The following is a 22346-nucleotide window of genomic DNA, read 5'->3' as shown; positions in this document are numbered from 1 at the left end:
CCCATCCTGGCCCGTCGTGCTCACGGACGGCGACATCGCTCTCCGCCCCATAAAGCTGCGCGACCAACGGACATGGCGCGAGGTCAACCGGCGCAACCGGGACTGGCTGCGCCCCTGGGAGGCGACCATTCCGCCGCCCACCCCGAGCGGCCCCATCGCGCATCGCCCTACCTACCGTCAGATGGTCCGCCACCTCCGTGCCGAGGCCGGTGCGGGCCGGATGCTGCCCTTCGTCATCGAGTACCAGGGCCGCCTCGTCGGACAGCTGACGGTCGCCGGAATCACCTGGGGCTCGATGTGCTCGGGCCATATCGGCTACTGGGTCGACGAGGCGGTCGCGGGCCGCGGTGTGATGCCGACGGCCGTGGCGCTCGCCGTCGACCACTGCTTCCGCACGGTCGGCCTGCACCGCATAGAAGTCTGCATTCGCCCCGAGAACGCGCCAAGCCGCAGGGTCGTGGAGAAACTCGGATTCCGCGAGGAGGGACTTCGTCCACGGTATCTTCACATCGACGGCGCCTGGCGCGATCATCTTGTCTTCGCGCTCACCGCCGAGGAGGTTCCCGAGGGGCTGCTCCGCCGCTGGCACCAGGCGCGTTCCAGGAACAGCGGGCAGAACACCGTCTGATGGACCGGGCAGAACACCTGCTGAGGCCCGCTCGTCGATGCGGAATAAAATAAATGTTCGAAAATGACCGCGGGTCGATCGCCTAAGGCATTAAATTTCCCGTCGCCGTGGCGCCCTTGATCGCATGAGTCGCAAAAAAAGGTCGGAATATCAGCCAGATCGTGCGACACACCGGCCGAATTGGCAGATGGCCTCACGCAAACCCCTCTACCGTGTGAGGCGTGAGCAGCAGCGGCCTCATCTACGCAGTCATCGTCGGGGCCTGGGCCGCCTACTTGGTGCCGATGTGGCTCCGTAGGCAGGACGAGCTGAACGAAGCCCGTCCGACGGAACGCTTCAGCACCGCCATCCGGCTGCTGTCCGGACGAGCGGGGATGGAGCGCCGATACGCCAAGGACCTGGAAGCGCGCTCGGCCGGAGGGCCTGATCCGCGCGCCGACCCGGACGGCGTCGCCGACTCGGTGGACGTCCGGGCATTCGCCGTGCCTCCGTCTTCTCCGTCGCGCAAGGACGTGCCTCCGGCGCGCAGGGAGACGCGCGAAGCGGCCCGCGCTGCTCGGCGCGACCAGGGCCGGGACGCACGGCGCGCCGACGGCCCGGACGTACGCGCCGACGGCCGGGGCGTACGCGCCGACGGCCGGGGCGTACGAGGCGACGGCCGGGGCGTACGAGGCGACGGCCGGGGCGTACGAAGAGACGAGCGGGACGAGCGCGAGGACGCACGGCGGGATGCGCACGGAAACGCGGCAGCGCGCCCGGGAGTCCCGCCGCAGGGCCGTCCCCAGGCGCACGCCCACGCACGGTCCCAGCCGCCGAAGGTGCACGCCAAGGTCCAGCCCGCGGACCCCTCGCCCGCGCGGCAGTCATCCCGGCAGCAGCCGTCGCCCGCGCGTCGCGCCGCCAAGAGGGACGCCGCCGCTCGCGCCCGGCGCTCGCAGGTGCTTGCGCGCCGTCGCCGTACGACGGTGGTCCTCTTCCTCGCCTTCTCGCTCGGTGCGATCGTCGCCGCGGTCGGAGGGCTCGCGTTCCTGTGGGCGCCCGCCGTGCCGGCCATCCTGCTCAGCGGCTACATCGCGTACCTGCGCTCCCAGGAGCGGCACCGCTTCACCTACGTCATGGACCGGCGCCGGGCCGAGGCCGCGGCGCGGAGCCTGCGTGAGCGGGAGCGGCAGCCGCGTCGGCGTCCGCCCGCCGAGGGGCCGGCCGGCGACGAAACGGAGGAGGAAACGGCGCCCGCCACCGGCACCGACCTCTCGTCGCTCGCCGCCGACCGCCGCGCCATCGTCGAGCAGACCGACCACGCGGAGTGGCTCGACCAGCAGCGCGAGCGGCAGCACGGCCCGGGTCGCGGCGACAGCTGGGAGCCCGTGCCCGTGCCGCTGCCCACGTATGTGACGGCGCCGGTCGCCCCGCGCGCCACCGGCGGTGTCGACCTGGGCGCGCCCGACGTATGGAGCTCGGCGCGGTCGAGCGCCGCTGAGCCGGCTGCGCGTCCCGCGTCCGGAGCGGATCGCGATGGTGCAGCCGGCAGCGAGGGCTCGGCCGCGCAGGAGCGCACCCCGGCGGGCTCGGCGGCGGAAGGCCAGGACGAGGGGGCAGACCCGCAGGACGCCGCCGCGGGCGACCGCAGCGACGCACGCCGCGCGGCCTCCGCACGGCGGTCGCGCGAGCGCGGCCGCACCCCGCTGTTCGACCAGTACGCGGACGGCGACCGGCCCCGGGCCGCCAACGAGTGAGGCGCCGCCGCCGACGGGCGAGCCACCGCGCTCGTCCGTCGGCCCCGGTCGGCCGCCTCCGCTGACCAGCCAGGAACGGATTTCCAAGCACCCGGACCGGGATGCTAGAGTTTCACTCGTTGCAAGGGCCTGTGGCGCAGTCCGGTAGCGCACCTCGTTCGCATCGAGGGGGCCAGGGGTTCAAATCCCCTCAGGTCCACCGCAGCGACTGTTCTTGAGTTGACTCAAGGAGAGTTCGCGAGATCCCGTCCGATCGGTCAGATCGGGCGGGATTTCCGTGTTTCCGGGGTCTGTTCGAGGCGAAGTCTCCGAACGGGTGCTGGTGCCGGAGGCGGTTGATTCAGCTGTCCAGGGGCCCGCCAAATGTCCCCGCATCAGCTGCGCGACAGCTGCCTGCTGCTGCCGCAGGTCGCCAGGCTGCACCATCTGCGCCGTCCGCGCTGGTCGAGGAAGAGCCAGCCGCAGTCCGCGCTGGGGCAGGTGCGGATCGTGAAGCGTTGCGGATCCGCGAGCAGCTCTGCGGCACTGTGGGCAACCGCATGGACGGGCAGCCGTAAGCCGGCTGTGCGGGACGGCACCCAGCGCGCCAGGCCGTCCTCGCCGCGGGTGAACACCGAAACCTTGGCGGCGTCCTCCACTGCACCGGCCACGGCCTTGAAGGCACGGGTGTCGTGGGGATCGGTCAGGCAGGCGTAGAGGTTTCCACGGAACTCCCGGGCCTCGTCCAGGACGGCGGCGGCCTCGTCGGGGTGCTGCCGTGCCTGCTTGAGCAGCCGGGTGACGACCGGGTCTTCCGCCAGGTCCATATGACCGGCCCACACGGCGAGTGTGGCGTAGCTGCGCAGCCACTCCGATCCGGGCAGACGAGGGCCGCTCCAGCCGGCGTAGGTGTTGCAGAACTCGAGTGCCGGATGGCCGCTGGTGTTCCACGGGAGCCACTCGTCGCCGACCCGCACCGCATAGATGGGCGCGGGCGGCCGGTCCAGCCGGGGATCGCCCTGCAGGATGCGGTCGTGAAGCGTCCGCAGCTCGGTGCCCGGCTCGATGCCGAACTCGGTCACCAGCACCTGGTGCGTGCTGCTGTACAGCTGGAGGGCATCGGCCTGGCGGCCGCTGCGGTACAGCGCGGTCATCCGGGCGGCGACCAGCCGTTCCCGCTCCGGATGTTCCTGGGCCGGCGCCAGCAGATCCTCCGCAACGCGCTCATGCTCGCCCATGGCGAGCTGGGACTCGGCCCGCTGCTCCAGGGCGGACATGCGTAGCTCGCCGATGTGGCCGCCGATCCGGTCGCGAAGCTGATCGTCGGCCACATCGGCGAGCAGCGGGCCCTTCCACAGCCCGAGGGCCTGGTCGTGGAGGCGCACCCGCTCCGCGGGATCGCCGACGTCTGCCGCTTGCCGGACGAGGCGGATGAACTCCTGTGCGTCGATCACATGCCGACCGGGCTCGACGGCATAGCCGTCGTGCTTGGTGTCGATGCGTACTCCGTGCGGCGTGAGGGCGGCGCGGAGCCTGCCGATGTAGGTGTGGACCGTGCTGCGGGCCGAGGCGTGCGCTTCGCCGTTCCACAGCAGGTCGATGAGGCGTGCGGTCGTCACGGTGCGACCCGCGTGCAGCAGCAGGATCGACAGCAGGCACCGCTCCTGGCGGCGGCTGCCCTTCAGGATCTGCTGCCCCTCGTGACGGGCCTCGAACGGGCCGAGCAGCTGGAACTCCATGATTCGCGGCAGCCTAGCCGGATGTACAGGCGCTTCCTACCCGCTCAGGCCGTGGTGAGGGTTTGGTCAGTGGCAGGACCGAGGCTGACGTCCGCGTGATCTCAACGCCTACCAGCTTCACCAGGGAGAAGCCATGCGACGAACCAGCGTTGCCCTGCTGGCCCTTGCCACCGTGCTCCTCGGCGCGGTGCCCGCCTCGGCGGTGCCCGCCTCGGCCGTGTCCGCCGACACCGGCGGGGGCACCGGCAAGGGCTGGGAACCGGCGCCCTCCGCGCCATGGGACGTCACCGCAGGCGTCCGGTGCGACTTCCCCGTGCACGGTGAGCCCGTCGTCGACGAGGTGGTGCAGCGCGTGCTGGACACCTATCCCGACGGCTCCGCGAAGCGGGTCGCGTACAAGGGTGACCTTGTCGTGCGGGTCACCAACACCGGGACCGGCGCCTCCTACGACGCGGACGCGAGCGGCACAGCCGTCGTCGACTACCGCACCGACGGCTCGCAGTTCTGGTCCGTGCGCGGCCCCGTGCTGGTCGGCGTGGGGGAGAACGGAGGCAACCTGCCGCGCGGGCTCTACATCATCGACGGGGTGTACACCCTGGACATCAGCTCCACCGGGTACAAGACGGTGACCATGGCGTCCGGGACGCAGGACGACCTCTGCGCCCGGATCGACTGACCACCTGGCGGCCGGGGTTCCTGCGCCTGTGGCCGACGGCGACCGCCGCGCCTCAGACCATCAGGGGCTTGGCGAAGCAGCGGCTCAGTTCTTCGAAGCGGTAGTGGCCGAACTTGGGGCAGGGCTCGTAGCCGCTCGATGTGTACAGGCTGATCGCCTCCGGCTGCTTGGTGCCGGTTTCCAGGACCATGCGGACGCGGCCGGCCGCGCGCGCATCGTCCTCCAGGGCGGCGAGGATGCGGCGGGCGAGGCCCAGGCCGCGGGCCTGCGGGATGACGTACATGCGCTTGAGCTCCGCGTCGCCGTCCGAGTAGCCCTTGCCGTTCTGGTCCTGCGTGCGCCAGCCGCCGGTCGCGAGAGGGGTGCCGAACTCGTCGTACGCGATGAGGTACAGCCCGAGCGGCGGCTTGAACATCGTGGCGTCGAGCGGTGTGACGTCGCCCTCGTCCTGGTAGCGCTCTGCGTATTCGAGCTGGACCCGGTCGTTGAGCTTGACGGCGTCAGGGTGGTCGAAGGAGACGCGGCGGATATTCATGCGGAACATGGTACATCTATGCGTCGACGCCCGTCCCTACTTCAACCAGTGTGCCGGTATCGTGCCGGGGTGCTCACAGTGACGACCGTGAATGTGAACGGGCTGCGCGCGGCCGCCAAGAAGGGCTTCGTGGAGTGGCTCGCCGACACCTCCGCCGATGTGCTCTGCCTGCAGGAGGTGCGGGCCGAGCCCCAGCAGCTCCCCGACGAGGTGCGCGAACCGGACGGATGGCATGTCGTCCATGCACCGGCCGCTGCGAAGGGGCGCGCGGGCGTCTCCCTCTACACGCGCCGCGAGCCGGAGCGCGTCCAGACCGGCTTCGGGTCGAGCGAGTTCGATGCCAGTGGTCGGTACGTCGAGGTGGATCTGCCGGGCGTCACGGTCGCCAGTCTGTATCTGCCGTCCGGCGAGGTGGGCACGGAGCGGCAGGACGAGAAGATCCGTTTCATGGGGGAGTTCCGCGCGTATCTGAAGGCGCTGAAGGAGCGTTCCGCCGCGGACGGGCGCGAGGTGCTCGTGTGCGGCGACTGGAACATCGCGCACCGTGAGGCCGACCTGAAGAACTGGAAGTCCAACCGCAAGAACTCCGGCTTCCTGCCTGAGGAGCGGGAGTGGCTGGGGCAGATCCTCGGCGACGACGGGTACGTCGACGTCGTACGGGCGCTGCATCCGGATGTCGAGGGGCCCTACTCGTGGTGGTCGTACCGCGGCAAGGCTTTCGACACCGACAGCGGATGGCGCATCGACTACCACGTCGCCACCCCGGGGCTCGCCGGGCGGGCGGTCAAGGCTTTCGTCGAGCGCGCGGCCAGCTATGACCAGCGATGGTCGGACCATGCCCCGGTGACCGCGGTGTACGAGATGTGACTATGGCCTAGCTGCCTGAGCCGGCTTTCTTCTCCTCGTCCGGCTCCGTGTTCTGACCGGCCGCCAGCCTCCGGTCCAGCGCCATCGACAGTTCCGCCTCCACCACGCTCTTCGCGAGCGGGCGCAGTCGCTGGACGTCCTCCGGTGACGCGTGGGCGGCGACGAGTTCGGTGAAGATCTCGGCCAGGGCGTCCGCGTGTTCGCGGACGCGGCGGCCCGCCTCCAGGACGGCGGCCAGGGGGATGCCCTCGCGGACCATCGCCGACGACACGTCCAGCAGGCGGCGGCTGACGTGCACGATCTCGCCGCCGTCGGTGCCCAGGTAGCCGAGCTCCAGGGCGGCGGCGAGGTTCTCCGGGGTGACCTCGCCCGCGAAATGGTCGGCCAGTTCCTCGGGCGAGAGGCGGACCGGGGTCTCCTCCGACGGGGCGTCGAAGCCCAGGAGTTCGCCGACGTCGCGGCCGTGGTCGAAGGCTTCGGCGAGTTCGGCGATGCCGTTGAGCGTGTGTCCGCGTTCCAGCAGGGCGGAGATGGTCCGCAGCCGGGCCAGGTGGTGTTCGCCGTACCAGGCGATGCGGCCCTGGCGGCGCGGTGGCGGGAGGAGCCTGCGTTCGCGGTAGAAGCGCAGGGTTCGCACCGTGATGCCGGCCTCCTTGGCCAGCTCCGCCATGCGGTACTCGCGTCCCTCTCGCCCCTCTGCCACGGCAGCAGACTATGTCGTACCGCTGACTGATACCGCCGGTAACTTTCCCGGCCCGCCCCCTACCCCTCAGTACGGCACTGCTCTAACCTCCCCACTGCGCCAGTGTTCACTGGCAAGGTCGCGGGATCGATCGGGGAGGCACAGGCATGGCCGAGCACGAACATGTCCGCGTGGCGGTGATCGGGTCCGGGTTCGGCGGGCTCGGTGCCGCCGTCCGGTTGCGCAGGGAGGGCATCACCGACTTCGTCGTACTGGAGCGGGCGGGCTCGGTCGGCGGCACCTGGCGGGACAACAGCTATCCCGGGTGCGCATGTGATGTGCCGTCGCATCTCTATTCGTTCTCGTTCGCGCCCAACCCGGACTGGCCGCGCGCCTTCTCGGGGCAGGAGCACATCCGCGAGTACCTGGAGCATGTCGCGGACGTGTTCCGGCTGCGGCCGCACATCCGCCTCGACTCCGAGGTGAAGACGATGCGCTGGGACACCGAGAAGCTGTACTGGGAGGTGGAGACCAGCAGCGGAACCCTCACCGCCGACGTCGTCGTCTCCGCCACCGGTCCGCTCTCGGATCCCAAGGTGCCGGACATCCCGGGGCTCGACACCTTCCCCGGCAAGGTGTTCCACTCCGCCCGCTGGGACCACGACTACGACCTGCGCGGCAAGCGTGTGGCGATGGTCGGTACGGGGGCCTCCGCGATCCAGATCGTGCCGTCCATCCAGCCCGACGTGGCGCGGCTGACGCTGTTCCAGCGGACCCCGCCCTGGGTGATGCCCCGCATGGACCGGGCCATCGGCGGCCTCGAGCGGTGGCTGCACCGGCAGTTGCCGTTCACCACGCAGCTGCGCCGTGGACTGCTGTGGGGGATCCGGGAGTTGCAGGTCCAGGCGTTCACCAAGCGGCCGAGCGAGCTGGGCATCGTCGAGCAGCTGGCCAAGCGCAACATGGCCCGCGCCATCAAGGACCCGGAGCTGCGGGCCAGGCTCACGCCTTCGTACCGCATCGGCTGCAAGCGCATCCTGCTCTCCAGTTCGTACTATCCGGCGCTCGCGCAGGCCAATGTGGACGTCGTCGCGAGCGGTCTTGCCGAGGTGCGCGGGTCGACCGTCGTGGCCGCCGACGGGAGTGAGGCCGAGGTCGACGCGATCATCTTCGGTACGGGATTCCACGTCACCGACATGCCGATCGCGGACCGCGTCGTCGGCGCCGAGGGCAAGACGCTGGCCGAGAGCTGGAGCGATTCCGGCATGGCCGCGCTGCGTGGGGCGACGGCGGCCGGCTTCCCGAACTGGATGACGATCATCGGGCCCAACACCGGTCTCGGGAACTCCTCGATGATCCTGATGATCGAGTCCCAGCTGAACTACATGGCCGACTTTGTGCGGCAGCTCGACGTCCTCGGTGGCCGGGTCGCGCTCGGTGCGCGGCGAAGCGCCGTGACCGCCTGGAACCACCGCGTCCAGGAGCGCATGAAGCGCACCGTGTGGAACACCGGTGGCTGCACCAGCTGGTACCTGGATGCGAACGGCCGCAACACGACGATCTGGCCCGGGACGACGACCGAGTTCCGGAACGCCACGCGCCGCGTGGACCTCTCCGAGTACGAGGTGATCAGGGCGCCGAAGGTCCCGAAGCAGAACGCCTCCCAGGCGGCTCCCGCAGCTCGTACCGGCAAGGCGGAGAAGGCGGAGGCCGGGGCGTGAGCACACTCATGCACGTGGCCTCCGGGCCCTATGCGCCGCCTGCCCCTGCCCGTGAGCTCACCGCGGTGTCCGCCGACGGCGCCCGTCTGCACGTCGAGACGCACGGTCCGGACGGCGCGCCCGCCGTGGTGCTGGCGCACGGCTGGACCTGCTCGACGGCGTTCTGGGCCGCGCAGATACGCTCGCTCGCTGCCGATCACCGCGTGATCACGTACGACCAGCGCGGGCACGGGCGCAGTCCCGCGGCCGCCGCGCCGGGCGGATACAGCACGCGGGCGCTCGCCGACGACCTGGAGGCGGTGCTGGCCGCCACCCTCGAACCGGGCGAGAAAGCCGTGCTCGCGGGGCACTCCATGGGCGGCATGACGATGATGGCGGCCGCGGGGCGGGCCGCGTTCCAGGAGCACGCGGCCGCCGTACTGCTGTGCAGCACCGGCAGCTCCCGGCTGGTCGCCGAGTCGCTGGTGGTGCCGTTGCGGGCGGGGGCGCTGCGCACCCGTATCACCCGGTCGGTGCTCGGCTCGCGGGCGCCGCTCGGGCCCGTCTCCGGGCCAGCCAAGCGGATTCTGCGGTACGCGACGATGGGTGTGGGATCGTCGCCCGAGATGGTCGAGGCGTGTGCGCGCATCGTGCATGCCTGCCCGCGGGCGGTGCGGTACGGCTGGTCGCATGTGCTCAATGAGCTCGATCTCGACGCGGGCGTCCGGGAGTTGACGATGCCGACCGCGGTCATCGCGGGGACGGCCGACCGGCTCACCCCGGTCGTGCATGCGCGCAATCTCGCGGCGGCTCTGCCCGACTGCGTCGGACTGACCGAACTTCCCGGGCTCGGCCATATGACGCCGGTGGAGGCGCCCGAGGCGGTCACCGGCCGGATCCGTGAACTCGTCGCGACGTACGCACAGGTGAACGGGACCCGCCGGAACGCCACCGACCTGAACGCCACCGACCTGAACGCGATCGACCTGAACGCGATCGATCTGGACGCGGCCCACCCACAGGTGAAGGGGACAGCATCGCCATGAGCAGCAGGGGCAGTACGGGCAGCAGGGGCAGGGCGAGCCTCGAGGGGCAGGTCGTCGTCGTCACCGGTGCCGCGCGGGGCGTCGGTGAGCTGCTGGCGCGCAAGCTGTCGGCGCGCGGCGCCAGGATCGCGCTCGTCGGACTGGAGCCGGACGCGCTGAAGGAGGTGTCCGAGCGGCTGCACTCCGACAGCGACCACTGGTACGCCGATGTCACCGACCACGAGGCGATGGCGAGGGTCGCGCAGGAGGTCGAGGAACGGTTCGGGAAGGTGGACGTCGTCGTGGCCAACGCGGGTGTCGCGACGGGCGGGCCGTTCGTGGACTCCGACCCGGTGGCCTGGCGGCGGGTGATCGAGGTCAATCTGATCGGATCCGCAGTCACCGCGCGGGCGTTCCTTCCGGCGCTGACAGAGAGCCGGGGATATCTGCTGCAGATCGCCTCGCTGGCCGCCGTGACTCCGGCGCCCATGATGACGGCCTACTGCGCGTCCAAGTCCGGCGTGGAGGCGTATGCCCACAGCCTGCGCGCCGAGGTCGGGTACAAGGGCGTGCGGGTCGGTGTCGCGTATCTGTCGTGGACCGACACGGACATGGTGCGGGGTGCCGACCAGGACGACGTGATGCGGGAGTTGCGGCAGCGGCTGCCGTGGCCGTCGAACAAGACGTATCCGCTGGGGCCTGCGGTCGACCGGATCGTCGCCGGGATCGAACGGCGGTCGAGTCATGTGTATGGGCAGTGGTGGTTGCGCGGGATGCAGTCGGTGCGCGGGTATCTCCCCGGAATCATCGGCACGGTGGGGCAGCGCGAGATGCGGCGGTTCGGGGCGCGGCTCGGGGGTGTGTCCAAGGGGCTTGTGGGGGCCGGGGGAGCGGCGGACGAGCGGGCGCGGGGGGTGCGGGGCGGGTAGGTTTCCGCCGCGGGGTCTTTCAGCGATGCTCCGTGGGCTGGTTTTGCCCGTCTCAGCTGAGGTTTGTACGGTCCGTAGTCGTGCGGTCGCTGATCGAAATGCGGCGTATGTCCGGGCGTGTCACTCTGACAGAGGCCCCATCCCCTCAGCCATTTGGGAGTGAACCCGCATGGGCATGATGGACCAGTTCAAGGACAAGGGAGAGCAGCTCTCCGAGCAGGCGAAGGAGAAGATCGCCCGGGAGAAGCGTGAGCGTGGACGGTCTCCGCAGAAGCCGGGTGAGCGGGGGCGGCGTGAGCCGGGCTCGCACATGCCCGAGGAGGAGTCTTCGCGGCGGACTCCTCGGGACATGGATGAGGACCGGCACGACCGGGACGAGTACGAGGTCTGAGCTGCGCTCTGCTTGAAGGGGTGCCCCAAGGTTGGGGCGCCCCTTCTGCTTGGAACGATTGTCCACAACGGTCGACCGCGCGCCCCACCCCTCAGTGCCCGCGCCCCACCCCTCAACTCAGTGCCGCGGACGCGCCCCACCCCTCAGTGCCGCGGCGGGAGTTGCGGGCGGACCCGCTTCGGGACCCTTGTGTAGTCCGGTGGGGTCGAGGCCGGGTGGTGGGTCAGGAGGTCCAGGGCCACCTTGACCGCTTCGTGGAGTTGGGTGTTGCGGCCCTCCGCCCAGTCGACGGGGGTGCGCGCCACCTCGATGTCCGGGGTGACGCCGTGGTTCTCGACGGACCAGCCGTACGCGTCGAACCAGGCCGCGTTCATCGGCACCGTGATGACCGTGCCGTCGCCCAGGCGGTGACGGCCCGTCATGCCGACCACGCCGCCCCAGGTGCGCTGCCCCACCACGGGGCCCAGCTCCAGCAGCTTGAAGGCCGCCGTAATCATGTCGCCGTCCGATGAGGTCGCTTCGTCGGCAAGGGCGACGATCGGGCCGCGCGGCGCGTTCGAGGTGTACGAGACGGGCTGGGCGTTGCGCGTCAGGTCCCAGCCGAGGATCGTGCGGGTCAGCTTCTCGATGACGAGCTCGCTGATGTGTCCGCCCGCGTTGCCGCGTACGTCCACGATCAGGACGGGGCGGGACACCTCCATGCGCAGATCGCGGTTGAACTGCGCCCAGCCGGAGCCGCCCATGTCGGGGATGTGCAGATAGCCGCACTTGCCGCCGCTCAACTCGCGGACGACGGCGCGGCGTTTGGCGACCCAGTCCTGGTAGCGCAGGGGCCGCTCGTCGATGAGCGGGATCACGGCGACCCGGCGAGCGTGGCCCTCGCCCTCCGCCGTGGCGAAGGTCAGCTCGACCGTGGTGCCGCCCGCGCCCGCGAGCAGCGGGTAGGGGCCGGTGACGGGGTCGACCGGGCGGCCGTCGACATGGGTGAGGATCTCGCCCTCGCGGATGCCATGGCCGGCGAGTGGGGAGCGCGCCTTGGAGTCGGAGGACTCGCCGGGCAGGACACGCTTGACCACCCAGTTGTCGCCCCGCCGGACGAGGTTGGCGCCGAGCAGGCCGATCGCGCGCTGGTAGTGCGGCGGGCCCTCGTTGCGGCGGGCCGGGGTGACGTACGCATGGGATGTGCCCAGCTCGCCCAGGACCTCGCGCATCAGGTCGGCGAACTCGTCGGGGGATGCGACCCGTTCGACCAGCGGCCGGTACTGGTCCAGGACGGCCGGCCAGTCGATGCCGCACATGTGCGGCTCCCAGAAGTAGTCGCGGATGATGCGCCCGGCCTCGTTGTACGCCTGGCGCCACTCGGCGGCCGGATCGGCCTCGTGCAGGATGCGGCGCAGGTCTATCCAGACGGTCGAGTCGCTGTCGCCCAGCTCGTTGGAGGGGACGGCCTTCAGATCGCCTTCGTCCACCACGACGAGCCGGGTGCCGTCGCCGCTGACCGCGAACGAGTCGAGGTGGACAACCAGTTCGGACTTCCTCGCCTTGGCGAGGTCGAAGTGCTCCAGCGTCGGCCGGCCGGTCGTGTCGCTCGGGTTGACGAACGTCTCGCCGAGGGCTCCGGAGATGGGCCAGCGCAGCCACACCAGGCCGCCGCCCGCGACCGGGCGCAGCCCCGAGTACTTGGACGCGGACACCGGGAACGGCGTCACCCGGTTCTCAAGACCCTCGATCTCCACGATGACGGTGCCGCCCGCCTCGCCCGCATCCGGGTCGAGCCCGCCAGCGGCCGGGCGGCCGTCGGGCGACAGCGCGAAGGGCGAGGGCGTGGCCGACGACAGCGGTACGAGGTAGGGGCGGCAGCCGAGCGGGAAGGACAGGTCGCCGGTGTGCACGTCGTAGACCGGGTCGAAGCCGCGCCAGGAGAGGAACGCCAGATAGCGGCCGTCCCGGGTGAACACGGGGTTCTCGTCCTCGAAGCGGCCGTTGGTGACGTCCACGATCGTCCGGTCGCTGATCCGCGCGATCTTGATCTGGCGCAGGGAGCGCCCGATGCCCGGGTGGGACCAGGTGATCCAGGCGCCGTCGGGAGAGAAGGCGAGATCGCGTACTGGCCCGTTGATGGACCGGATCAGCTCGGTCACCTCTCCGGCCGCGGGTTCTCCGGCCACGGGTTCTCCGGCCACGGGTTCTCCGGCCGCGGGTTCTCCGGTCGCGGCTTCCGTTTCGGAGGCGCCCTCGGACTCCTCGGTGCCCGTCTCGCCCGTCACGCTGATCAGCAGCAGCCGCCCGTCGTGCGAGGCGATGGCGAGCCGCTCGCCCGCGGGGTCGGCCACCAGTTCCTGTACGCGGCCGAGTCGGCCGGAGGCGAGGCGGCGGGGCTCGCGGGCGCCGCTGGCCCGCGGCAGATCGGCGATCTCGACAGCGTCCTCGCCGTCCGCGTCCGTGACGTAGGCGACCTGGCCGCCGGTGCCGAGCATCTCCGGCATGCGGACCCGTTCGCCTGGGATGTCCCTGATCACGCGCGACGGGCCGTCCCGGTGCGTGAGCCAGTACAGGCTGCCCCGGACGACCACCGCGCTGGCCCGGCCCGTCGTGTCCACGGAGAGCGCGTCGATGTTGTTGGCAGCCGGCACCTGGTAGCGGCGGCGTCCGGCGCGCGGGCCGCCGAGGCGTACGTCCAGGCGGCGCGGCTCGCCGCCGGGCGAGAAGTCGTCGACGAGCCAGAGCTCGCCCGCGCACTGGTACACGACGCGCATGCCGTCCGACGACGCGTTCCGGGCGTAGAAGGCGTCGTGGTCGGTGTGGCGGCGCAGGTCGGAGCCGTCGGGCAGGCAGGAGTACAGGTTGCCGACGCCTTCGTGGTCGGAGAGGAAGGCGATCCGGCCGTCGACGAACATCGGGGATTCCAGATGCCCGTCGAGGTCCCCGGCGATCTGCCTGCCCTGCAGCCACAGCCGGCCCATGGCGCCGCCGCGGTAGCGCTTCCAGCTGGCCGGCTCGTGCGGCGGCTTGCCGGTGAGGAGAAGGGTGAGGTGTTCGCCGCCCACGTCGGCGATGGCGATGTCGGAAACCGGGCCCCAGGGCAGTTTGTTGCCGGGGGAGCCGTCGGTCGGGACGCGGTAGGCCCACGAGAAGTAGGAGAAGGGCTGGCCGTGCGAGGCGACGGCCAGGATGTCGGCCCTGCCGTCCTTCTCGGGGGGCGCCCAGCCGCATACGCGTGTGTCGATGGTGCCCCAGTAGGTGAGCCGACGCGCCTGCCCGCCGTCCACCGGGGCGAGATGGATCTCGGGATCGAGGCTGCGCCACGTCGTGAACGCGATGTGGCGGCCGTCGGGCGAGAAGCGGGGGTGGCTGACCTTGGTCCGGTCGACGGTGAGCCGCCAGGCACGCTCCGGGGTCTTGCCCTCGGGCGTCAGAGCCGCCACCCACAGATCGTCCTCGGCCGCGAAGCAGAGGCGGTCACGGTGCAGGTGCGGGAACCGCAGATACCCAGGTGTGTAGTCGCGCTCGTCCACTCAACCATGCTTTTACTCAGAACGGGTCATGGCAAGTTGTGCCGTTATGAGGATTTTCGTTTGCACTTGCCCGGGGCCATTTTGCGGCTCCGGGAGCGGGGTGACGCGCGACACGTACGAAACGGTTTCGTTTCGATACGTCGGGGGGTAAGCTCACGGCTGTACGAAACCGTTTCGTTCGGAGTGGGAGTCGATGAGCATGGCTGAAGCCACGACGGTGCGCCGCAGCCGGATCACCCCTGAGCGCGAGGCCGAGCTCTACGCGGCCGTGCTCGACCTGCTCCGCGAGGTCGGCTACGACGCCCTGACCATGGACGCCGTGGCATCCCGTACCCGGTCCAGCAAGGCCACCCTCTACCGCCAGTGGGGGAGCAAGGCGGAGCTGGTCGTCAAGGCGCTCCGGCACCAGAAGCCGGTGAACATCGGCGAGATCGACACCGGGACCCTGCGGGGCGACCTCCACGAGCTGGTGACGCGTGAGGACGACTGCCGGATGGAGCAGGACACCTCGCTGATGCGGGGCCTGGCCATGGCGGTCCACGAGAACGCCGATCTGCTGCGCGCCCTTCGTGAGCTGCTGTTCGAGCCGGAGATGACCGGCCTCGAGCGGATGCTGCGGCGGGCCGTGGAGCGGGGCGAGATCCGCGCGGACAACCCCGCGCTGGAGTACGTCCCGCACATGCTGATCGGCGCCCTCGTCGTCCGGGGCCTGGTCGACAACCAGCCGCCCACGCAGGCCTTCCTCACCTCGTACATCGACGCCGTGGTCCTCCCCGCCCTCGGCGCCTGACACCCCCGGGGTTCCCGCAACCCTCCTGCCTCACCTGACGCGACCTCTCACGTCGTCGGGCCGATGACCCCTGCCCTGCAAGACCCCACGACCTGACCCGGGAGTACGTCCTCGTGGCCACATTCCTCTACAAACTAGGCCGATTCGCCTTCCGGCGACGACACTTCGTCGCCCTGATCTGGGTTGCGCTGCTGACCCTCGCGGGCGTGGGCGCCGCACAGGCGCCCGCAGCGGGCTCCACCTCCTTCTCGATCCCCGGCACCGAGGCGCAGAAGGCCTTCGACCTGCTGGAGGACCGTTTCCCCGGTGCGAGCGCCGACGGCGCCACCGCACGTGTCGTCTTCAAGGCGCCCGACGGCGAGAAGATCACCTCCTCCGCCAACAAGGCCGTCGTCAAGGAGACCGTCAAGGAGCTCGGCACCGGCTCCGAGGTCGCCTCCGTGGCAGACCCGTTCCAGGTCAAGGCCGTCAGCCAGGACCGCACGATCGCCTATGCGCAGGTGTCGTACAAGGTCTCCGGCATGGAGCTGGAGGACTCCTCGCGCGAGGCGCTCGAGGACACGGCGCAGGAGGCCCGGGACGCGGGGCTGACCGTCGAGATCGGCGGTGACGCGCTCCAGGCGGTCCCCCATACGGGCGCCACCGAGGTCATCGGCATCGGCGTCGCCGCGGTCGTACTCGTGATCACGTTCGGCTCGCTGATCGCGGCCGGACTGCCTCTGCTCACCGCGCTGATCGGCGTCGGCATCGGCATCTCCACGATCACCGCGCTCGCGAGCACGCTCGACCTGGGTTCCACCACCTCCACCCTCGCCATGATGATCGGCCTCGCCGTCGGCATCGACTACGCCCTCTTCATCGTCTCCCGCTACCGCGCCGAGCTCGCCGAGGGCCGTGAGCGCGAGGAGGCGGCGGGACGGGCCGTCGGCACCGCGGGCTCCGCGGTGGTCTTCGCCGGTCTCACGGTCGTGATCGCGCTGGTGGGCCTGGCCGTGGTCAATATCCCGATGCTCACCAAGATGGGCATCGCGGCCGCCGGCACCGTCGTCATCGCGGTCCTCATCGCGCTCACGCTGGTCCCGGCGCTGCTCGGATACGCGGGCAGGAAGGTGCGGCCGGCGGGCGCGAAGGGCAAGCTGCGGGGCGGCCGCAAGAAGGCCGAGGGCGCCTCCGGGCACACCGCTGACAACCCGTCCGGGCACAGCGCGGAGAAGCCCAACATGGGCACCCGCTGGGCACGCTTCGTCGTCCGCCGTCCGGTCGCCGTGCTGCTCCTCGGCGTCGTGGGCCTGGGCGCGGCCGCGGTCCCGGCCACCTCTCTCGAGCTCGGACTGCCCGACGACGGTTCGCAGCCGACCAGCACCACGCAGCGCAAGGCGTACGACCTGCTCTCCGAGGGCTTCGGGCCCGGCTTCAACGGCCCGCTGATGGTCGTCGTCGACGCGAAGTCCAGCGACGCCCCCAAGACGGCCGTCAAGGAGGTGACCACGACCATAAGGGGCCTCGGCGACGTGGCCGCGGTGACCCCGGCGACGTACAACGAGGCCGGCGACACCGCGATGATCACCGTGGTCCCGGACTCCAAGCCGTCCTCGGCCGAGACCGAGGACCTGGTGCACGCCATCCGGGACGCGGGCGGTGACATCAAGGCCGACACCGGCGCGAAGGTGCTGGTCACCGGCTCCACCGCGATGAACATCGACGTCTCGCAGAAGCTCAACGACGCGCTGCTCCCGTATCTGGCGCTGGTCGTCGGCCTGGCCTTCCTGCTGCTGATCGTCGTCTTCCGCTCGATCCTGGTGCCGCTCAAGGCCGCGCTCGGCTTCCTGCTCTCCGTGCTCGCCGCGCTGGGCGCCGTCGTCGCGGTCTTCCAGTGGGGCTGGCTCGCCGACCTCATGGGCGTCGAGGAGACCGGCCCTGTGATGTCGATGATGCCGATCTTCATGGTGGGCGTCGTCTTCGGCCTGGCGATGGACTACGAGGTCTTCCTGGTCACGCGTATGCGCGAGGCGTACGTGCACGGGGAGCGGCCCGGACAGGCCATCGTGACCGGGTTCCGGCACGGAGCCCGGGTGGTCTCGGCCGCGGCCGTCATCATGATGGCGGTGTTCGCGGGCTTCATCGGCTCCAGCGAGTCGATGGTCAAGATGATCGGCTTCGGTCTCGCGATCGCCGTCTTCTTCGACGCGTTCATCGTGCGCATGGCGATCGTCCCGGCGGTCCTGGCGCTGCTCGGCAAGGCGGCCTGGTGGCTGCCGAAGTGGCTCGACCGCGCGCTGCCGAACGTCGACGTCGAGGGCGAGGGCCTGCGCGACACCGTGAAGGACGCCGCGGACGTGGAGCCCGCCGGGTCGAGCCCGCTGCCCTCCGGCGAGCCGGTGCCCGTGGCCGTGCGCGAGCCCGTGGCCGTGGGGGTTGCCGCCTCCGGGGCCGATGCACGGCTCGCCACGGTGCAGGAGCCGCTGGTCCTGCCGTACGGGTCGTACGAGCTCGACGGCAGCGGCGTCCGCGGCACCGTCCGCAACGCCGATGGTGTGGGCGTGGCGCATGCCGCGGTGACGCTGATCTCGCCGAGCGGACAGCAGCTGGGCCGCTCCGTGCCGCACGCCGACGGTTCGTACGTGCTGGATGCCCCCGGCCCTGGCAGCTACGTGCTGATCGTGGGAGCCGAGGGGTACCAGCCCCACGCGACCACGGTCGTCGTGGGCGAGGCGGCGCTGGTGCACGACATCCTGCTCTCCGGTCCGGCGCGCGCGTCCGTGCAGGGCACCGTGCGTGAGGGTGTGGGCGGCGTGCCGCTGTCGGACGCGCGGGTCACGCTGGTGGACGCGGCGGGCAATGTGGTCGCGACCGCCACCACCGGAGAGGACGGTGCGTACGCCTTCACCGACCTGGAGGCCGGTGACTACTCGGTCGTCGCCAGCGGCTACCCGCCGGTGGCGAGCCCGCTGCAGGTCGACGGGGCCGGAGTGGAGGGCTTCGACATCGAGCTGCGCCACTCGGACGAGTAGTCCGCACGGCCTGGGGCTCCCGGCAGGGCGGGTCCTCAGGTACATCGGCAGGAAAGCCTCCGGGTCCCCATGAGCGGGGCGGACCCGGGCGGGCGCGCCACCCGTGGGGACGGGGCAGGCGCACGAAGGCCCGGCGGCAGCGCGAGCGGCGCTGTCGCCGGGCCTTCACGCGCGCGTGGACGTCCGGGGACCGAGCCCGGAGCCTCCGGGCGCCGCCTCAGTGCGTGATCGGGCCCGTGGCCATGTACGTCCGGCGCAGGAAGCGCATCAGGGCGGACGAGTCGAACTGCACGACCGTGACGCCCTCGCGGGAGTGGAACTCCATCACGGCCTGGACGCGGCCGCACGGCCAGATGCGCACGTCACCGCTGTCGGCCGGGGCGCGCAGCCCCTCCTCGAGCAGTTCCCGGCTGAAGACCCAGTCGTGCCGACGCGGGGTGCCGGGGACTCCGGGAAGGCTGACCCGTACGGAATCCGGGTCGGACTGCGGGTCGTAGCTCAGTTCCACGGGGAGCGGCTGGTCGTCTGCGGCGTCGGTCACCAGGTGGGCTCGTGCGTGCTGCTCGACGACGGTGGCTGACATCGGAGACTCCTTACGATTGATCCCCTTTGCCATCTAATGTCGCATATTTTCCTGAATACGCCTCCCGGTTATTGAGGCGCCCACCCTCTTGCAAGCTCTTTGCAAGAAGGCTCTATCATCGAACGGTTCGCCATGCGCCGCGGTGCATGCCGAACCGAACGGAGCCGGAGACGCCGGATCAGGAGAGCGAGCCCACCCATGCATGTCCCTGACGGATTCATCGACGCCCCCGTCTCGGCTGCCGCCGGCGTGGTCGCCGCGGGCGCCGTGGCGGTCAGCCTCAAGGGCGCCCGGCGGGAGCTGGACGAGCGGACCGCGCCGCTCGCCGGTCTCGTGGCCGCCTTCATCTTCGCGGTGCAGATGCTGAACTTCCCGGTCGCGGCCGGGACCAGCGGCCATCTGCTCGGCGGAGCGCTCGCGGCGATACTCGTCGGCCCCTACACCGGAGTCCTGTGCGTCTCCGTCGTCCTGCTGATGCAGGGCATCCTCTTCGCGGACGGCGGCCTCACCGCGCTGGGCGTGAACATCACGGACATGGCGGTCGTCACCACCGTCGTCGCCTATGCCGTCTTCCGCGGCCTGGTGAAGATCCTGCCGCGTACGCGCCGGTCCATCAGCGTCGCCTCGTTCGCCGCCGCGCTGCTCTCCGTACCGGCCGCAGCGCTCGCATTCACGCTGATCTACGCCGTGGGCGGCACGACCGACGTGGCGATCGGGAAGGTCGCCACCGCCATGGTCGGCGTGCACATCCTGATCGGCATCGGCGAGGCCGCGATCACCGCCCTCACCGTCGGCGCCGTCATCGCCGTCCGGCCCGACCTCGTGTACGGCGCCCGCGGGCTGACCACACCGCTCAAGCTCCGCGTGGGCGGCGAGCTGGTCGACGCGCCCGCCCCTCAGCCCCAGCCGGCCGCCGCCCGGTCGCCCCGCAAGATCTGGATCACCGGCCTGGTCACCTCCCTCGTCCTCGCGGGCTTCGTCAGCTTCTACGCCTCCGCGAACCCCGACGGCCTGGAGAAGGTCGCCCAGGACCACGGCATCGACAAGAAGACCGAGGAGCACGCCACCTCGGACTCGCCGCTCGCCGACTACGGCGTCAAGGACGTCGGCGACGCCCGGCTCTCCGGCGGACTCGCGGGCGTGATCGGCGTCGGCGTCACGGTCGTCGCGGGCAGCGGGGTCTTCTGGGCGGTACGCCGCCGCCGTACCGAGGACACCGGCCCCGCCGCCGTACCGCAGCGGGAAACCGTCTGACATGGGCGCCGGCCACGCCCACAACCTCTACCGGCACGGGCACTCGCCCGTGCACCGGCTGCCCCCGCACACCAAGCTCGCGGCCGTCTTCGCCTTCGTCGTGGTCGTCGTCTCGACGCCGCGCGAGGCGATGTGGGCCTTCGGGCTGTACGCGATGCTGCTGGGAGCCGTCGCGTACGCGGCCCGCGTCCCGGCCGGATTCCTCCTCAAGCGGCTGCTGATCGAGATCCCGTTCGTGGCCTTCGCCGTGCTGATGCCGTTCGTCGCACAGGGCGAACGCGTCGACGTCCTCGGCCTCTCCCTCAGCGTGAACGGCCTGTGGGGCGCCTGGAACGTGCTCGCCAAGGGCACCCTCGGCGTCGCCGCCTCCGTCCTGCTCGCCGCCACCACCGAACTGCGTGAACTGCTGCTCGGACTGCAGCGCCTCAAACTGCCGCCGCTGCTCGTGCAGATCGCGTCCTTCATGATCCGCTACGGCGACGTGATCACGGACGAGATGCGCCGCATGAAGATCGCGCGCGAGTCGCGTGGCTTCGAGGCGAGCGGCATCCGGCACTGGGGCGTGCTCGCCAAGTCCGCGGGCGCGCTCTTCATCCGCTCGTACGAGAGGGGGGAGCGGGTGCACCTGGCGATGCTCAGCCGCGGATACGCCGGATCGATGCCGGTCATCGACGAGGTGACCGCGTCCCGGGCCCAATGGTCCTACGCACTGGCCCTCCCGTCCGCCGCCCTCGTCATCTGTCTGCTGGGATGGACCCTGTGACCCCCTCTCTGGAAGTGGCCGGACTGGCCTTCGCGTACCCCGACGGGCACCAGGCCCTCTTCGGTGTCGACCTGCGGATCGAGCGCGGTGAGCGCGTCGCGCTGCTCGGGCCGAACGGCGCGGGCAAGACGACGCTCGTGCTGCACCTCAACGGCATCCTCACCGGCGGCGCAGGGACCGTGACGGTCGCAGGGCTGCCCGTCGGCAAGAAGCACATGGCGGAGGTCCGGCGGCGGGTCGGCATCGTCTTCCAGGACCCGGACGACCAGCTGTTCATGCCGACGGTGCGCGAGGACGTGGCCTTCGGGCCCGCAGCGGCCGGGATGAAGGGGTCCGAGCTCGAGGCCCGCGTGCGGAAGGCACTGGAGCAGGTCGGCATGGCGGAGTTCGCCGAACGGCCGCCGCACCACCTCTCCTTCGGGCAGCGCCGCCGCGTCGCCGTCGCGACGGTCCTGGCGATGGAGCCCGAGATCCTCGTCCTGGACGAGCCGTCGTCGAACCTGGACCCGGCGTCGCGGCGCGAACTCGCCGACATCCTGCGGTCCTTGGACGTCACCGTCCTCATGGTCACGCACGACCTGCCGTACGCCCTGGAGCTCTGCCCGCGCTCGGTGATCCTCAGCGAGGGCACGATCACCGCGGACGGCCCGACCGGTGAACTGCTCGCGGACGACGAGCTGATGCGGGCGCACCGGCTGGAGCTGCCGTTCGGCTTCGATCCGCGGTCGGTGAGCGCACACACGGCGTGAGGCACGGAAACGACGGACCGGCCGGGACCACGGGTCCCGGCCGGTCCTGTCTACGTCACGCCGTCATCACTGGGTGATGGACGCCTTCAGCTCGAAGGTGTTGCTCAGCAGCGGGCTGGTGCGGCGGGACTCGACCACGAACTCCCAGACGCCCGCCTGGGGGTTGGTGTAGGTGCGGGTGGCCGGGTTGCAGCCGTTGCCGTCGAGGTAGTTGGCGTAGCATTGAAGTGCTCTCCTCCCTTCGCAAGCTCAGGAAGGAGATTCCCACCTACCTCGCGGCGGCAGGCTTGACGCGTATCCGCGCCTGACGACTGCACCTTCCGGCAGCCGGGATCGCCACGAAGCCGATCCGGTATAGGTGCAAGATGTTGCGGGCTGCGTTCCAGTCGGCGTTCGCCTCGAATCCGCAGTCCGGGTTCTTGCATACGAACGTGGCCTGGTTCTCCCGGCTGTCCGGCGTGGTGAAGCCGCAGGCTGAGCAGCGCTGGGAGGTGCCGGGGGCGGGGACTTTGACCAGGGTGCCGCCGTACTGGGCGGCCTTGTACGTCAGCATCGTGACCGTGCGGCCCCATGCTTCCTGGCTGATGGAGCGGTTCAGCCCGGCCTTCTGCTTGACGTGCTTCCCTGGCTCTTCGACGGTGCCCTTCGCGGACTTGACCATGTTCGTGATGGTGAGTGCTTCGACCACGACCGTGCCGTACGTGCGGGCGAGATAGGTGGTGGTCTGATGCTGCCAGTCAAGGGCGCGGCGCGTGGCTTTTGCGCGGAGCTGCTTGATCTGGTCGTAGGTGTGC

Annotated in this window: 19 protein-coding genes, 1 tRNA gene and 1 pseudogene; 15 read left to right on the top strand and 6 right to left on the bottom strand. The window is 70.7% G+C overall.

What is annotated here, in order from left to right:
• Positions 1-16: 16 nt before the first annotated feature.
• The 3 genes from H1D24_RS39580 to H1D24_RS39570 all read left to right on the top strand — a co-directional run bounded on the left by H1D24_RS39580 (position 17) and on the right by H1D24_RS39570 (position 2563).
• On the top strand, positions 17-628 hold the full coding sequence (locus H1D24_RS39580) for a GNAT family N-acetyltransferase (protein ID WP_309484615.1): 612 nt from the start codon (positions 17-19) through the stop codon (positions 626-628).
• Between the two features lie 221 nt (positions 629-849).
• On the top strand, positions 850-2364 hold the full coding sequence (locus tag H1D24_RS39575; protein WP_181662611.1) for a SepX/GlpR family protein: 1515 nt from the start codon (positions 850-852) through the stop codon (positions 2362-2364).
• 125 nt (positions 2365-2489) lie between these two features.
• Positions 2490-2563 (top strand) — tRNA-Ala (locus tag H1D24_RS39570).
• A 175-nt stretch (positions 2564-2738) separates the two neighbouring features.
• Here H1D24_RS39570 and H1D24_RS39565 read toward each other — a convergent pair.
• Positions 2739-4082 carry an AfsR/SARP family transcriptional regulator gene (locus tag H1D24_RS39565; RefSeq protein WP_181662610.1) on the bottom strand — a complete coding sequence of 448 codons (1344 nt, stop codon included), beginning with the start codon at positions 4080-4082 and terminating at the stop codon, positions 2739-2741.
• Between the two features lie 133 nt (positions 4083-4215).
• Here H1D24_RS39565 and H1D24_RS39560 point away from each other — a divergent pair, with 133 nt between their 5' ends.
• Positions 4216-4758 (top strand): hypothetical protein, encoded by a 543-nt coding sequence (locus tag H1D24_RS39560; RefSeq protein WP_181662609.1) that lies wholly within the window; start codon positions 4216-4218, stop codon positions 4756-4758.
• 52 nt (positions 4759-4810) lie between these two features.
• Here the strand turns inward: H1D24_RS39560 and H1D24_RS39555 are convergent, their stop codons facing one another.
• Entirely contained in the window at positions 4811-5293 is a 483-nt protein-coding gene (locus H1D24_RS39555; protein WP_181662608.1) for a GNAT family N-acetyltransferase, read from the bottom strand.
• A 69-nt stretch (positions 5294-5362) separates the two neighbouring features.
• Between H1D24_RS39555 and H1D24_RS39550 the strand changes: the two genes are divergently transcribed.
• The gene (locus H1D24_RS39550) at positions 5363-6160 is read left to right on the top strand and encodes an exodeoxyribonuclease III (protein ID WP_181662607.1); all 798 of its coding nucleotides are present in this window, start codon (positions 5363-5365) and stop codon (positions 6158-6160) included.
• Positions 6161-6167: 7 nt separating this feature from the next.
• On the opposite strand, the gene H1D24_RS39545 is transcribed toward H1D24_RS39550, so the two are convergent.
• On the bottom strand, positions 6168-6830 hold the full coding sequence (locus H1D24_RS39545; protein WP_181662624.1) for a MerR family transcriptional regulator: 663 nt from the start codon (positions 6828-6830) through the stop codon (positions 6168-6170).
• Between the two features lie 179 nt (positions 6831-7009).
• On the opposite strand from H1D24_RS39545, the gene H1D24_RS39540 reads away from it, so the two are divergent.
• The 4 genes from H1D24_RS39540 to H1D24_RS39525 all read left to right on the top strand — a co-directional run bounded on the left by H1D24_RS39540 (position 7010) and on the right by H1D24_RS39525 (position 10887).
• Entirely contained in the window at positions 7010-8563 is a 1554-nt protein-coding gene (locus H1D24_RS39540; protein WP_181662606.1) for a flavin-containing monooxygenase, read from the top strand.
• Positions 8560-9588: an alpha/beta fold hydrolase gene (locus H1D24_RS39535; RefSeq protein WP_181662605.1), complete on the top strand. Its 1029-nt coding sequence runs from the start codon at positions 8560-8562 to the stop codon at positions 9586-9588. Before H1D24_RS39540 ends, H1D24_RS39535 begins: the two co-directional genes overlap by 4 nt.
• Positions 9585-10496 carry an SDR family oxidoreductase gene (locus H1D24_RS39530; RefSeq protein ID WP_181662604.1) on the top strand — a complete coding sequence of 304 codons (912 nt, stop codon included), beginning with the start codon at positions 9585-9587 and terminating at the stop codon, positions 10494-10496. The genes H1D24_RS39535 and H1D24_RS39530 overlap by 4 nt, the downstream gene beginning before the upstream one ends.
• Before the next feature lie 169 nt (positions 10497-10665).
• Positions 10666-10887, top strand: a complete 222-nt coding sequence (locus H1D24_RS39525) for a hypothetical protein (protein ID WP_181662603.1) — start codon at positions 10666-10668, stop codon at positions 10885-10887.
• A gap of 143 nt (positions 10888-11030) precedes the next feature.
• On the opposite strand, the gene H1D24_RS39520 is transcribed toward H1D24_RS39525, so the two are convergent.
• Positions 11031-14402, bottom strand: a complete 3372-nt coding sequence (locus tag H1D24_RS39520) for a S41 family peptidase (RefSeq protein WP_181662602.1) — start codon at positions 14400-14402, stop codon at positions 11031-11033.
• 199 nt (positions 14403-14601) lie between these two features.
• Between H1D24_RS39520 and H1D24_RS39515 the strand changes: the two genes are divergently transcribed.
• The 3 genes and pseudogenes from H1D24_RS39515 (at position 14602) to H1D24_RS43305 (ending at position 18203) form a co-directional block, all read left to right on the top strand.
• Positions 14602-15192, top strand: a complete 591-nt coding sequence (locus H1D24_RS39515) for a TetR/AcrR family transcriptional regulator (RefSeq protein ID WP_181662601.1) — start codon at positions 14602-14604, stop codon at positions 15190-15192.
• A 113-nt stretch (positions 15193-15305) separates the two neighbouring features.
• A pseudogene (locus tag H1D24_RS39510) lies at positions 15306-17528 on the top strand (MMPL family transporter); the annotation flags it as partial.
• Complete coding sequence (locus H1D24_RS43305) at positions 17511-18203, top strand: MSCRAMM family protein (protein ID WP_309484617.1); 693 nt, start codon at positions 17511-17513, stop codon at positions 18201-18203. The pseudogene H1D24_RS39510 and the gene H1D24_RS43305, both read left to right, overlap by 18 nt.
• Before the next feature lie 217 nt (positions 18204-18420).
• Here the strand turns inward: H1D24_RS43305 and H1D24_RS39505 are convergent, their stop codons facing one another.
• Complete coding sequence (locus H1D24_RS39505; protein WP_181662599.1) at positions 18421-18786, bottom strand: SsgA family sporulation/cell division regulator; 366 nt, start codon at positions 18784-18786, stop codon at positions 18421-18423.
• Positions 18787-18984: 198 nt separating this feature from the next.
• On the opposite strand from H1D24_RS39505, the gene H1D24_RS39500 reads away from it, so the two are divergent.
• From H1D24_RS39500 to H1D24_RS39490, 3 genes are read left to right on the top strand one after another with little or no spacing between them, the layout of a single operon-like run.
• Complete coding sequence (locus tag H1D24_RS39500) at positions 18985-20040, top strand: energy-coupling factor ABC transporter permease (RefSeq protein ID WP_181662598.1); 1056 nt, start codon at positions 18985-18987, stop codon at positions 20038-20040.
• 1 nt (position 20041) lies between these two features.
• Positions 20042-20803 (top strand): cobalt ECF transporter T component CbiQ, encoded by a 762-nt coding sequence (gene cbiQ, locus H1D24_RS39495; protein ID WP_181662597.1) that lies wholly within the window; start codon positions 20042-20044, stop codon positions 20801-20803.
• Positions 20791-21552, top strand: coding sequence for an energy-coupling factor ABC transporter ATP-binding protein (locus H1D24_RS39490; RefSeq protein WP_181662596.1), 762 nt, complete (start codon positions 20791-20793; stop codon positions 21550-21552). The genes cbiQ and H1D24_RS39490 overlap by 13 nt, the downstream gene beginning before the upstream one ends.
• 268 nt (positions 21553-21820) lie before the next feature.
• Here H1D24_RS39490 and H1D24_RS39485 read toward each other — a convergent pair.
• Positions 21821-22346, bottom strand: a 526-nt coding sequence (locus tag H1D24_RS39485; protein ID WP_181662595.1) for an RNA-guided endonuclease InsQ/TnpB family protein, incomplete at its 5' end; no start/stop codon positions are given.

This window comes from Streptomyces himalayensis subsp. himalayensis (assembly GCF_013778455.1).
In the GTDB taxonomy this organism is placed as follows: Bacteria; Actinomycetota; Actinomycetes; order Streptomycetales; family Streptomycetaceae; genus Streptomyces; species Streptomyces himalayensis.
The sequence above is the reverse complement of the archived record's forward strand: the minus strand, read 5'-3'. Positions and strand labels throughout refer to the sequence as shown.